Consider the following 13,016-nt stretch of genomic DNA (forward strand, 5'->3'; position numbering starts at 1 on the left):
TGGCACCGAGGATTTAGATCGGGCCACGGGCGGGTGTCACCATTCGGGAATCCTGTCCGGTCCGCGGACGCTGTTCTTAGTCTCGAAGAACGCCCGAGGAGCGCAGGAGAAGGGGACCATCGTGAGCACGTCGTTCAGGCCGGACGCCACCGAGGCGCTGACGGCCACCCTGCGCGAGCGGATCATGGTCATCGACGGCGCCATGGGCACCGCGATCCAGCGTGACCGACCGTCCGAGGAGGGCTACCGGGGCGACCGGTTCGCGGACTGGCCGAGCGACCTCCAGGGCAACAACGACCTGCTGACGCTCACCCAGCCCGACATCATCGCGGGCATCCACCGGGAGTACCTCGAGGCCGGTGCGGACATCCTCGAGACGAACACGTTCAACGCCAACGCGATCTCCCTGTCCGACTACGGCATGCAGGAGCTCGCCCACGAGCTCAACCTGGAGGCCGCTCGGCTGGCCCGGAATGTCGCCGACGAGTTCTCGACGGCGGAGCGGCCCAGGTACGTCGCCGGGGCGCTCGGGCCGACCACCCGGACCGCGTCGATCTCGCCCGACGTCAACGACCCGGGTGCCCGCAACGTCTCCTACGACCAGCTGGTGGCGGCGTACGCCGAGGCCACCCGCGGCCTCCTGGAGGGCGGCTCGGACCTGCTGTTCATCGAGACGATCTTCGACACGCTCAACGCCAAGGCCGCCATCTTCGCCGTCGAGACCGTCTTCGAGGAGTACGGCCGGCGCTGGCCGGTCGTCATCTCCGGCACCATCACCGACGCCTCCGGCCGCACGCTGTCGGGCCAGGTCACCGAGGCGTTCTGGGACTCGGTCCGCCACGTCAACCCCCTGGCCGTCGGTCTCAACTGCGCGCTCGGCGCCAAGGAGATGCGTCCGTACATCGCCGAGATGTCCCGGATCGCCGACTCGTTCGTCTCCTGCTACCCCAACGCCGGACTGCCCAACGCCTTCGGCGAGTACGACGAGGCGCCCGAGGAGACCGCGGCGTTCATCCGCGAGTTCGCCGAGTCCGGCTTCGTCAACCTGGTCGGGGGCTGCTGCGGCACGACGCCGGACCACATCGCCGCCATCGCCCAGGCCGTCGAGGGCCGCGAGCGGCGGGAGCCGCAAGGTCTCGAGCCCGCCATGCGCCTGGCCGGCCTCGAGCCGTTCACCATCACCGAGGACAGCCTCTTCGTCAACGTCGGCGAGCGGACCAACATCACCGGCTCCGCGCGGTTCCGCAACCTGATCAAGGACGGCGACTACGACGCCGCCCTGGCCGTCGCCGCGCAGCAGGTCGAGAACGGTGCGCAGGTCATCGACATCAACATGGACGAGGGGATGATCGACGGCGTCGCCGCCATGGACCGGTTCACCAAGCTGGTCGCGAGCGAGCCGGACATCAGCCGGGTGCCGGTGATGGTCGACTCCTCGAAGTGGGAGGTCATCGAGGCCGGGCTCAAGAACATCCAGGGCAAGCCGATCGTCAACTCGATCTCCATGAAGGAGGGCGAGGAGAAGTTCCGCGAGCAGGCTCGGCTGTGCCGCAAGTACGGCGCGGCCGCGGTCGTCATGGCCTTCGACGAGGACGGCCAGGCCGACAACCTCGAGCGGCGCAAGGCCATCTGCGAGCGGGCCTACCGGATCCTCGTCGACGAGGTCGGCTTCCCGCCCGAGGACATCATCTTCGACCCCAACGTCTTCGCCGTCGCGACGGGCATCGAGGAGCACGCGTCCTACGGCCTGGACTTCATCGAGGCGACCCGCTGGATCAAGGAGAACCTGCCGGGGGCCAAGGTCTCGGGCGGCATCTCCAACGTGAGCTTCTCCTTCCGCGGCAACAACCCGGTCCGCGAGGCGATCCACGCGGTGTTCCTCTACCACGCGATCGAGGCCGGCCTGGACATGGGCATCGTCAACGCCGGCGCCCTGGTCGTCTACGACCAGGTCGAGCCCGAGCTGCGCGAGCGCATCGAGGACGTCATCCTCAACCGCCGCCCGGACGCCGCCGAGCGGCTCCTCGAGATCGCCGAGGCGCACAACCTGCAGGGCGAGGCCGTCGAGGCGGAGGCCGAGGAGTGGCGCTCGCTGCCCGTCGGTGAGCGGATCACCCACGCCCTCGTGAAGGGCATCGACGCCTACGCGGAGAGCGACACCGAGGAGCTGCGGCAGGAGATCGCCGCGCGCGGCGGTCGTCCGATCGAGGTGATCGAGGGCCCGCTGATGGACGGCATGAACGTCGTCGGCGACCTGTTCGGGGCCGGCAAGATGTTCCTGCCCCAGGTCGTCAAGTCGGCCCGCGTGATGAAGAAGGCGGTCGCCTACCTCATCCCCTTCATCGAGCAGGAGAAGCTCGACAACCCCGAGTACGCCACTGCCAAGGACACCAACGGCACGATCGTGATGGCGACGGTCAAGGGCGACGTCCACGACATCGGGAAGAACATCGTGGGCGTGGTGCTCCAGTGCAACAACTACGAGGTCATCGACCTCGGGGTGATGGTGCCCACCCAGAAGATCCTGGACACCGCGCAGGAGATCGGCGCCGACGCCGTCGGGCTGTCCGGCCTGATCACGCCGTCGCTGGACGAGATGGTGGGTGTGGCCACCGAGATGCAGCGTCGCGGCTTCGAGATCCCCCTGATGATCGGGGGCGCCACCACCTCCCGCGCCCACACTGCGGTCAAGGTGGACGGCAAGTACGACGGACCCGTGGTCTGGGTCAAGGACGCCTCCCGCTCGGTGCCGACGCTGGCCGCGCTGCTGAGCGACGCCCAGCGTCCCAAGCTGCTCGCGGACATCAAGGCCGACTACGACTCGCTGCGGACCCGGCACGCCGGCAAGGGCGACCGCAAGCTGCTGACCTACGAGCAGGCCAAGGCCGCGGCCACCCCCATCGAGTGGGAGGGCTACGTCCCGCCCGCTCCGAAGGCGCCGGGCGTGCACGTGCTCGACGACTACGACATCGGTGAGCTGCGCGACTACATCGACTGGCAGCCGTTCTTCAACGCCTGGGAGATGAAGGGCAAGTTCCCGGACATCCTCAACAACCCCACCAGCGGCGAGACCGCCCGCAAGCTCTACGACGACGCCCAGGCGATGCTCGACGTGATCGTCGCCGAGAAGTGGCTGACGGCGCGGGGCGTGTTCGGCATCTTCCCCGCGGCCGGCCACGGCGACGACACCCTCGTCTACACCGAGGACCGGACCGAGGTCGTGGCGACGCTGCACCACCTCCGGCAGCAGGGAGTCCACCGCGAGGGAGTGCCCAACCGGTCGCTCGCCGACTACGTGGCACCCCACGAGACCGGCGCGGCCGACCATGTGGGTGGCTTCGCGGTGACGGCGGGGATCGGGCTGCCCGACCGGGTCAAGGCGTTCAAGGACGAGCACGACGACTACAACGCCATCCTGCTGGAGTCGCTCGCGGACCGGCTCGCCGAGGCGTTCGCCGAGCGGCTCCACGAGCGGGTGCGCACCGAGTTCTGGGGCCACCAGCCCGACGAGTCCCTGACCAAGGACGACCTCGTCGCCGAGAGGTACACCGGGATCCGACCGGCGCCGGGCTACCCCGCCTGCCCCGACCACACCGAGAAGCTCACCCTCTGGCAGCTCCTCGACGCCGAGGCCGCGACCGGGATCACGCTCACCGAGTCGATGGCCATGTGGCCGGGGGCGTCGGTGTCCGGCTGGTACTTCAGCCACCCCGAGTCGCAGTACTTCGTGGTCGGCCGGCTGGGCCGCGACCAGGTCGCCGACTACGCCGAGCGCAAGGGCTGGACGCTGACCGAGGCGGAGCGCTGGCTCTCGCCCAACCTCGGCTACGACCCGGAGGACTAGGTCGGTGGCTGACGTGCGAGCGCCGCGTGCCGCGACACCACGTGCCGTCCTCTGGGACCTCGACGGGACGTTGGTCGACACCGAGCCGTACTGGATCGCTGCCGAGTACGCCCTGGCCGAGGAGCACGGCGGCACCTGGAGCCAGGAGCACGCCCTCCAGCTGGTCGGCAACGACCTGGTCGACTCGGGCCACTACATCCGCGAGGTGCTGGGGCTCGAGATGAGCGCCGCGGACATCGTGGACTACCTCCTCGACCGGGTCGTGGCCCAGGCCCAGGAGGCCGTCCCGTGGCGGCCCGGCGCGGTGGAGCTGCTGGCGGCGCTGCGGGCCGCCGGCGTCCCTTGCGGCCTGGTCACGATGTCCTACCAGCGGCTGGTCGCACCGGTCGTGGCCCACCTCCCGCCGGAGACCTTCCGGGTGATCGTCACCGGTGACGAGGTCGAGAAGGGCAAGCCCCACCCGGAGCCCTACCTGACCGCCGCCGCGGCCCTCGGCCTCAGGCCGGAGGAATGCGTCGCGATCGAGGACTCCAACACCGGCGCGACCTCGGCCGAGACCGCCGGGTGCCCGGTCCTGGTGGTGGAGAACCACGTCGCCGTCACGGCGGCTCCGCGCCGGACCTTCGCCGCGTCGCTCACCGACGTGACCGTGGAATCTCTCGCGGAACTGGTCTGACCCGAGCGAATTCATCGCGGAATCGTTGCCGGATCGCGACCTCCCCGCACCGCACCCGCTATGGCGGCCCGCCCACCGGCGGGGTTAGGTTCCATGGGCAATTCGCACCCCTATCGGGAGGTACACACGTGTTTCGAGCACGACGGACCCTGGCCCTGGCAGGCGTGAGCGGGCTGATCCTCACGCTCGCCGCCTGCGGCAGCGATGACGACGGCGGCGACGACGGCGGCAGCGGAGGCGGTGGGGGCGGCGACACCGGTGCCAGCGCGCCCTGGGTCCTCGGCACGACCGAGTCGGTGACCGCGATGGACCCGGCAGGGTCCTACGACTTCGGTTCCTGGAACGTGCAGTACCAGGTCTTCGAGCAGCTGCTCACCATTCCGGCGGGAGCCGAGGAGCCGGTCGGCGACGCAGCCGAGTCCTGCGCCTACGACGACCCGCAGACCATCACCTGCACACTGCGCGAGGGCCTCAAGTTCTCCAACGGCAACGACCTCACGTCGTCCGACGTGCTCTTCTCGCTGCAGCGCAACATCGAGATCGCCGACCCCAACGGCTCCTCGGTCCTCCTCTACAACATCAGCAACGGTGACGAGGAGGCCCCGGCCCTGGCCGACGGCGCCATCGAGACCCCCGACGACCTGACGGTGGTCTTCAACCTCAACGCCGCGGACACGACCTTCCTCAAGCTGCTGTCGACCGCGACCACGTCGATCGTCGACGAGGAGACGTTCCCCGCTGACGAGCTGATGGCCGACGACGCCATCATCGGGTCCGGCCCCTACATGCTCAGCCAGTACAAGGCCGGCGAGCAGGCGGTCTTCGAGGCCAACCCGGAGTACGACGGGCCGCGGACCCCGAAGGCGGACCAGGTCGCGGTGCAGTACTTCGCCGACCCCGCGCCGCTGAAGACCGCGATCGAGACCGGCCAGGTCGACATCGCCTGGCGCACGCTGAGCCCGACCGACATCAACGACCTCGAGCAGGGTGGCGAGGTCGAGGTGCTCCGCGGCGAGGGTTCGGAGTTCCGCTACTGGGTCTGGCAGCTCAACAACGAGGTGCCCAAGGACAAGGCGGTCCGCCAGGCAGCCGCGCAGATCATCGACCGCGACGCCATCACGCAGAACGCCTATGACGGGACGACGGCACCGTCGTACTCGATCGTGCCCCCGGGCTTCGGCGGCCAGAAGGACTCGTTCCAGGAGAAGTACGGCGCTCCCGACGTCGAGAAGGCCAAGGCCATCCTCGACGAGGCCGGCGTGCAGACCCCGGTCAGCATCACGCTCGGCTACACGCCGACGCACTACGGTCCCAATGCGGTGGACGAGGCCAACGAGTTCGCCGACCAGCTCACCTCGAGCGGTCTCTTCGAGGTGGAGCTCGCGGACGCGGAGTGGGAGGAGTACCAGACCCTCTACAAGGAGGGCGCGTACGACCTCTTCATCCTCGGCTGGTACCCCGACATCCTGGACGCGGACAACTACCTGACCCCGTTCATCCGGGACGGTGGCTTCTTCGAGAACGGCTACAGCAACGAGGAGGTCAACGCCCTGCTCGACGCAGAGCTCGCCGAGACCGACGAGGCCGCCCGCGAGGACCAGATCGGCCAGCTCCAGGACATCGTGGCGGAGGACGTCCCGCTCATCCCCTCGTGGAACGGGCAGAACGTCGCCATCACGACCGACCAGGTCGAGGGCGTCCAGGAGACCCTGGACCCGACGTACATCTTCCGGTTCTGGGGGATCAGCAAGTCCGAGTGACGTGACGGCGGTGGGCGTCGGACCTGGTAGACCGGGTTCCGGCGTCCACCGCCCGCTGCCCCTGCCACCCGGAACGGAGGACCGTCCGTGAGCTCCTCGTCAGGATCGCTGGCCCGCTACATCGCGGTCCGGCTCCTGCTGGTGATCCCGATGATCTGGGTGCTCCTCACCATCGTCTTCTTCCTGCTGCGCGTGGCGCCGGGCGACCCGGTGTCCGCCGCCGTGGGAGGCAAGCTCAGTGAGGAGGCGCTGGACACCAGACGCGCCGCCCTCGGTCTCGACCGGCCGCTCATCGTCCAGTACCTCGACTACCTCGGCGACGTCGTCCGTCTCGACTTCGGCGCCACCATCAGCGACAACCGCCCGGTGCTCGACATCATCCGCGACCAGGGCGGCGCGACCCTGACGCTGACGATCGGCGCCTTCCTGTTCGCGCTCCTGATCGGGCTCCCGCTGGGCCGCCTGGCCGGGCGCCGCCGGGACACCGCGCTCGATGCCGGGATCCGGGTCTTCGGCGTGGTCAGCTACGCGGCGCCGATCTTCTGGGTCGGCATCATGCTGGTGATCCTGGTCGTCAAGCTGTTCCCCGGCTGGCCGACGTACGACATCGCCAGCGTCACCACCAAGTTCACCACCGAGCCGAGGACGCACATCCTGCTGGTCGACACGATCCTGGCCGGCGACGGCGCGGCCGTGCAGGACGTCCTCAAGCACCACGTGCTGCCGTGCTTCGCGCTGGGGCTGCTGCTGTCCGGTGTCATCATCCGGCTGGTCAGGGTCAACGTCATCCAGGCGATGCAGGGCGACTACGTCGAGGCCGCGCGGGCCCGGGGGATCCCCGAGCGCCAGGTCGTGCGCCGGCACGCGTTCCGCAACGCCCTGGTCCCGGTGATCACGGTCATCGGCCTCCAGGTGGCGCTCACCCTGTCCGGGGCGATCCTCACGGAGCGCACGTTCAACTGGCCCGGCCTCGGCACGGAGCTGGTGCAGTACGTCACCGCGCGCGACTACGTCGCCGTGCAGGGCCTGGTGACGTTCTTCGCGCTGGTCGTGGTGATCGTCAGCCTTCTCGTCGACGTGCTGAACGCCCTCGTGGACCCGAGGGTGAGGTACTGAGATGCGCCACTGGTTCAACACCATCTGGAACACCCGCGGCCTCGCCCGGTGGATCCTGGTCGCCGGCCTGGTCATCGTGGTCGCGTTCGTGGTCCTGGCGCTGCTCGCGCCCTGGGTGGCGCCCTACGAGTTCAACCAGTCCAAGGTCGACGGGGAGAAGCTCCCGAAGCTGGCGCACCCCTCCGGCGACTACTGGCTCGGGACCAACGACCAGTTCTACGACATCTGGTCGCGGGTCATCTGGGGCGCCCGGACCGCCCTCGAGGTCATCTTCCTGTCCGTGGCGTTCTCGATCGTGCTCGGAGTACCCCTGGGCCTGGTGTCGGGGTTCGTCGGCGGGTGGGTCGACCGCGCCCTGGTCTTCGTCATGGACTCCCTCTACGCGCTGCCGTCGCTGCTGCTGGCGATCGTCTTCTCCTTCCTGCTGCGTGGTCCGCTGGGCGGTGGGATCGTCGCCGCCGCGCTGTCGCTGACCTGCATCTACATCCCCCAGTACTTCCGGGTGGTCCGCAACACGACGGTCTCCACCAAGGAGGCCGTCTACGTCGAGGCTGCCCGGGCGATCGGCGCCCCGCCGCGGACGATCATGCGCAAGTACCTGTTCGGCAACGTCGTCCAGTCGGTGCCAGTGATCGGCACCCTCAACGCCGCCGACGCCCTCAGCACCCTCGCCGCCCTGGGCTTCCTCGGGTTCGGCATCCAGCCGACGGAGGCGTCCGAGTGGGGCTACGACCTCAGCCGGGCCCTGGACGACGCGCAGGCCGGCACCTGGTGGCCGGCGCTCTTCCCCGGCCTGGCGATCATCCTGCTGATCACCGGTCTCACCCTGGTGGGCGAAGGGCTGAACGAGACTCTCAACCCCGCCCTACGCCGCCGGCGCCTCATCCCGGTCCAGATGCCCGCGATGCGAGCCGACGACGCGATCGACGCGAGGAACGTGTGAAGAGCGACGACGTGGTGATCTCGGCCCGCGACCTGCGGGTCTGGTACGGCACCGCCGGACTCCCCGTGCGCGCCGTCGACGGGGTCAGCTTCGAGATCCGGTCCGGTGAGATCCTGGGGCTGGTGGGGGAGTCCGGGTGCGGCAAGTCCACCCTGGGCCGCGGCCTGCTCGGCCTGCTCCCGGACGGCGCGGCCCGGGACGGCGAGCTCTTCTTCCGCGAGCGCGACATGCTCCGGCTCAAGCGCCGCGAGCAGCACGCGCTGCGCGGGCGCGAGCTCGGGCTGATCTTCCAGGAGCCCCTGACCCGGCTCAACCCGCTGATGCGGATCTCGGAGCACTTCTCCGAGACGCTCAAGACCCACCACCGGGGGATCGGCAAGGACGAGATCGAGAGCCGGTCGCTCGAGGCACTGCGGGTCATGGGCATCCCGCCGACCCGTTTCCGCGCCTACCCGCACGAGTTCTCGGGCGGTATGCGGCAGCGGCTGATGATCGCCCTCACCCTGGTCCTCCGGCCGGCGTTCGTCGTCGCGGACGAGCCGACGACCGCGCTGGACGTGCTGGTCGAGGCACAGATCATCCGGATGCTGCACGACCTCCGCGACACCTACGAGACCTCACTGCTCCTCATCACCCACAACCTCGGGATCATCGCCGAGGCCTGCGACCGGGTGGCCGTCATGTACGCCGGGCGGATCGTCGAGATCGGGGACGCGCACACGGTCTTCCGGGCGCCGCAGCACCCCTACACCCGCGAGCTGCTGCGCTCGACCATCTCGCTGTCCACGACCGGCCTCAACTACATCGAGGGCGCGCCGCCGGACCTGAGCGACCCGCCGCCGGGCTGCCGGTTCCACCCGCGGTGCCCCGACGCGATGCAGGTGTGCGAGCGCCGGGCCCCGGTCCCGCGGGTGCAGCCGAGCGGCTCGCGCACGGAGTGCTGGGCCGCCGACCACGCCAACGGACTGGTCACGCTCACCGAGGACGAACGCATCCCACTCGCGAAGGAGGTGATCGCACTTGCCGACGAAGCCTGAGACCCCCGCGCCCACCGGCCCTGTGACCAGCACCGACGCGGTCGTCGAGGCCCACGACCTCGAGGTCCACTTCGCGCTCCAGGGCAGCGCGCTGGCGCGGCTCCTCGGCCGCCGCGGCCGCACCGTCAAGGCGATCGACGGCGTCAACGTCGCGCTCCGCAGGGGTGAGGTGCTCGGCCTGGTGGGGGAGTCCGGCAGCGGCAAGACCACGCTGGGCCGCGCCATCCTCGGGCTGGTGCCGGCGACCGCGGGCAGCATCACCTACCACGGCCGGGACCGAGGGGACGTCGTCGTCTCCGAGCTCGGCAGTCGCGATCTGCGTGCGCTGCGCACCAGCATGCAGATGGTCTTCCAGGACCCCGGGGCCGCTCTCAACCCGGGCATGACCATCGAGGAGGCCATCGGCCATCCGCTCGTCATCCACCGCAAGCTCAAGGGTGCCGAGCTGCGAACCCGGGTGTGCGACGCGCTCGAGCGGGTCGGTCTGTCTCCCGTCGAGCGCTACCTCGGCAAGTACCCGGCCGACCTCTCCGGGGGCCAGAAGCAGCGCGCGGTGATCGCCCGCGCGATCATCCTGGAGCCCGAGGTCCTGATCGCCGACGAGCCGGTGTCCATGCTCGACATGAGCGTCCGGGCCAAGATCCTGCAGCTGATGCTGGATCTCAAGGACCAGCTCGATCTCAGCTACGTGTACATCACCCACGACCTGGCCAGCGCGAAGTACATCTGCGACCGGATCGCCATCATGTACCTCGGGCGGATCGTCGAGATCGGCCCGAGCGACGAGATCTTCGCCAACCCCCGGCACCCCTACACGAAGGCGCTGCTCAAGGCGATCCCGGAGCCGGACCCGGACCGGATGCTGCCCCGCGATCTCCCGCGCGGGGAGATCCCTGACGCCGCCGTACCTCCGCTCGGCTGCTCGTTCCATCCGCGCTGTCCGGTCGCGGTGCAGGAGTGTGGCTGGGAGTCCCGCGACCTCAGGACGCTCCTGGAGGAGCACTGGACCCGCAACCCCGGGGCGACGTACGACGCGGAGCGGGACATGGTCGGCGACCTGGGCAAGCTCGACAAGCCGGAGCTGTCAGCGCATCTGGGCGTCACGGACAGCCAGGGCACCCTGGCCCTGCTCAACCGGATCCGGGCGGAGAACCCGGACGAGCCGTTCTGGCGGGGCGTCGCCGGCATCGAGGACGACGGGAACGGGGTCCGCCTCGAGTTCCACCAGCCCCACGACCCGGCGCTCCGGCCGGCCGGTGGCGTCGAGGTGGCGTGCGTGCTCTACCCGGACGAGCGGGAGAACGAGAAGACCTGACGCAGCCGAGCCCGCAGGCGTGCCCAGCGCGACAGCGGCGGGCGCGGCCGGCGCGGCGGGATCGGCGGCGGGGTGCCGCCGAAGACGGGACAGAGCGCGTGGTGGGCGCACCAGTCGCAGTTGCGGCCCGGACTCGGCTGGTAGTCGCCGGTCGCCCGCGCCTGCGTGATCGCTGCCCAGATGGCCTGGACCTTGCGCTCGGTCGCACGCAGGTCGGCCTCGTCGGGCGCGTAGGAGACGATCTGGCTGTCACCGAGGTAGACCAAGCGGATGACCTTGGGGATCACCCCCCGGGTCCGCCAGATCATCAGGCCGTAGAACCGCAGCTGGAACAGCGCGCGGGCCTCGTACCCCTCGGCCACGGCGTTGCCGGACTTGTAGTCGGTGATCCGGATGGCGCCGTCGGGGGCCACGTCGATCCGGTCGATGATGCCGCGCAGCATCAGCCCGGAGTCGAGGAGGCACTCGACGAACGCCTCCCGCTCGGCCGGCTCGAGCCGGGTGGGGTCCTCGAGCTCGAACCACCGGTCCACCGCCTCCCGGGCCGACCGCAGCCAGGCGTCCTCGTCGAGGCCGTCGAGGATGCCCGCCGCCCGCGGCTCCGCCTCCTGGAGGGCGGCCCAGGCGGGCACGATCATGGCGTGCGCCCGCTCGCGGGTGCGCTCGGCGGCGGGCAGGTCGAAGATGTCCTCCAGGACCTTGTGCACCAGGCTGCCGCGAACCGCATCGGGTGAGGACGGCTCGGGAAGCCGGTCGACCGTGCGGAACCGGTACATCAGGGCGCAGCTCAGGAAGTCCGCCGCGCGGCTGGGCGACAGCGAACCCACCACGACGGGAGTCTCGACCGCGCTCATGGCGCCGAGCGTAGGCCGAGGCGCCGACACGGTGTCGGCCAGCAGCCGGCAAGCAGCCGGCAAGTAGATTGAGGACGTGTCCGAGCCCGCGTCGTCCCCCGCGCCGCGGCCGCCGGGGACGTTCCGGATCGGCTCGCTCGCCGGGGCCGACGTCCTGGTCTCGTCGACCTGGTTCATCGTCGCCGGCCTGATCGCGGTGCTCGTGGCACCCCGGATCGAGCAGGTCGAGCCGGACCTCGGCGCCCTGAAGTACGTCGCGGGTGTCGCCTTCGCGGTGATCCTCTACCTGTCGGTGCTGCTGCACGAGGCCTCGCACGCCTACGTGGCCCGTCACTACGGCTACCGGGTCACCTCGATCACGCTCCACTTCCTCGGCGGGATGACCGCGATCGACTCCGAGGCCCGCAAGGCCCGCCAGGAGTTCTGGATCGCCGTGGTCGGGCCGTTCACCTCCCTCGCCGTGGGCGCGGGCGCGATCGGCCTCTGGTTCGTCACTCCCGACGGCCTGCTGCTGGTCGCCGTGGAGGGCCTGGCCGGGGCCAACCTGCTCGTCGGCGCGCTCAACCTGGTCCCTGGGCTGCCACTGGATGGCGGCCGGGTGCTCAAGGCGGCGGTCTGGGGGGCTACCGGCGACCAGTACCGAGGCGCCATCGTCGCGGGCTGGACCGGCCGCGGCGTGGCGGGGCTCGTCCTGTTCTGGCCGGTGGCCCAGGAGCGCATCCTCGGCGTCGCACCCGACGTCATCGACTACATCCTTGCGTTCATCATCGCGATGTTCCTGTGGACCGGGGCGACCGCCGCGATCAGCTCCGCCCGGGTCCGGCGCCGGCTCCCGGTGCTGGTCGCCCGCAACCTGGCTCGGCGCACCCTGGCGGTCCCGGCCGACCTGCCGCTCGCCGAAGCCGTACGCCGTGCGCAGGACGCCGAGGCCGGCGGCATCGTCACCGTCACGAGCGCCGGCGCCCCCGTCGGGGTCGTCAACGAGGCGGCGCTGCTCGCCACGCCCGCGGACCGCCGTCCCTGGGTCGCCACCTCCACCGTGGCGCGCGAGCTCGCCGAGGGCCTGCGTCTGCCTGCCGACCTCGCCGGCGAGGAGCTGGTCCGGGCCATCAGCCGCACCCCTGCGAGCGAGTACCTGCTGGTCGAGCCGGACGGCTCGGTCTACGGCGTGCTCACGACCGCCGACGTGGACCGCGCGTTCCGGGAGGCCGGCCGGTCCTAGGGACGGGGCCTCTGGCTCGGGCCTCGGGCTGGGCCTATGGCTGAGCGGCCCTAGTGCCGGGCGTTCCGCGGCCGGAGTTGGCGGGCGCGCGCGTGGCCGTTCTTGGGGCTGGGGGTGGTGCCCGCGCGCGTAGCAGGCCGGGTCTCCGCGTCAAGGACGTCGCTTCGCTCCGCCGCTGCGCGGCGCGCTTCGCGCGTCCTTGACCCGGAGCCTCTCCCGGCCTGCTGGCGGCGCGCTCAGCGGCAGGGC

General features: G+C 70.4%; 9 protein-coding genes. 8 read left to right on the forward strand and 1 reads right to left on the reverse strand.

Annotated elements, in window-relative coordinates:
• Positions 1-121: 121 nt before the first annotated feature.
• The 7 genes from metH (at position 122) to JHD21_RS07125 (ending at position 10,691) form a co-directional block, all read left to right on the forward strand.
• Entirely contained in the window at positions 122-3,844 is a 3,723-nt protein-coding gene (gene metH, locus JHD21_RS07095; RefSeq protein WP_292672824.1) for a methionine synthase, read from the forward strand.
• Positions 3,845-3,848: 4 nt separating this feature from the next.
• Complete coding sequence (locus tag JHD21_RS07100) at positions 3,849-4,520, forward strand: HAD family phosphatase (protein ID WP_292672826.1); 672 nt, start codon at positions 3,849-3,851, stop codon at positions 4,518-4,520.
• 164 nt (positions 4,521-4,684) lie between these two features.
• Positions 4,685-6,280: an ABC transporter substrate-binding protein gene (locus JHD21_RS07105; RefSeq protein ID WP_292672828.1), complete on the forward strand. Its 1,596-nt coding sequence runs from the start codon at positions 4,685-4,687 to the stop codon at positions 6,278-6,280.
• Between the two features lie 87 nt (positions 6,281-6,367).
• Positions 6,368-7,396, forward strand: a complete 1,029-nt coding sequence (locus JHD21_RS07110; RefSeq protein ID WP_292672830.1) for an ABC transporter permease — start codon at positions 6,368-6,370, stop codon at positions 7,394-7,396.
• A gap of 1 nt (position 7,397) precedes the next feature.
• Positions 7,398-8,339 (forward strand): ABC transporter permease, encoded by a 942-nt coding sequence (locus tag JHD21_RS07115; RefSeq protein ID WP_292672831.1) that lies wholly within the window; start codon positions 7,398-7,400, stop codon positions 8,337-8,339.
• Complete coding sequence (locus JHD21_RS07120) at positions 8,336-9,376, forward strand: ABC transporter ATP-binding protein (protein ID WP_292672832.1); 1,041 nt, start codon at positions 8,336-8,338, stop codon at positions 9,374-9,376. Before JHD21_RS07115 ends, JHD21_RS07120 begins: the two co-directional genes overlap by 4 nt.
• Before the next feature lie 22 nt (positions 9,377-9,398).
• Positions 9,399-10,691 carry an ABC transporter ATP-binding protein gene (locus tag JHD21_RS07125; RefSeq protein ID WP_292672834.1) on the forward strand — a complete coding sequence of 431 codons (1,293 nt, stop codon included), beginning with the start codon at positions 9,399-9,401 and terminating at the stop codon, positions 10,689-10,691.
• Here the strand turns inward: JHD21_RS07125 and JHD21_RS07130 are convergent.
• Complete coding sequence (locus tag JHD21_RS07130) at positions 10,658-11,545, reverse strand: PD-(D/E)XK nuclease family protein (protein ID WP_292672835.1); 888 nt, start codon at positions 11,543-11,545, stop codon at positions 10,658-10,660. The two genes, JHD21_RS07125 and JHD21_RS07130, sit on opposite strands and share 34 nt — an antisense overlap.
• A 76-nt stretch (positions 11,546-11,621) precedes the next feature.
• On the opposite strand from JHD21_RS07130, the gene JHD21_RS07135 reads away from it, so the two are divergent.
• Positions 11,622-12,767, forward strand: a complete 1,146-nt coding sequence (locus JHD21_RS07135) for a site-2 protease family protein (protein ID WP_292672837.1) — start codon at positions 11,622-11,624, stop codon at positions 12,765-12,767.
• Positions 12,768-13,016: the final 249 nt, after the last annotated feature.

It is taken from the genome of Nocardioides sp. (assembly GCF_016462705.1).
Lineage (GTDB): Bacteria > Actinomycetota > Actinomycetes > Propionibacteriales > Nocardioidaceae > Nocardioides.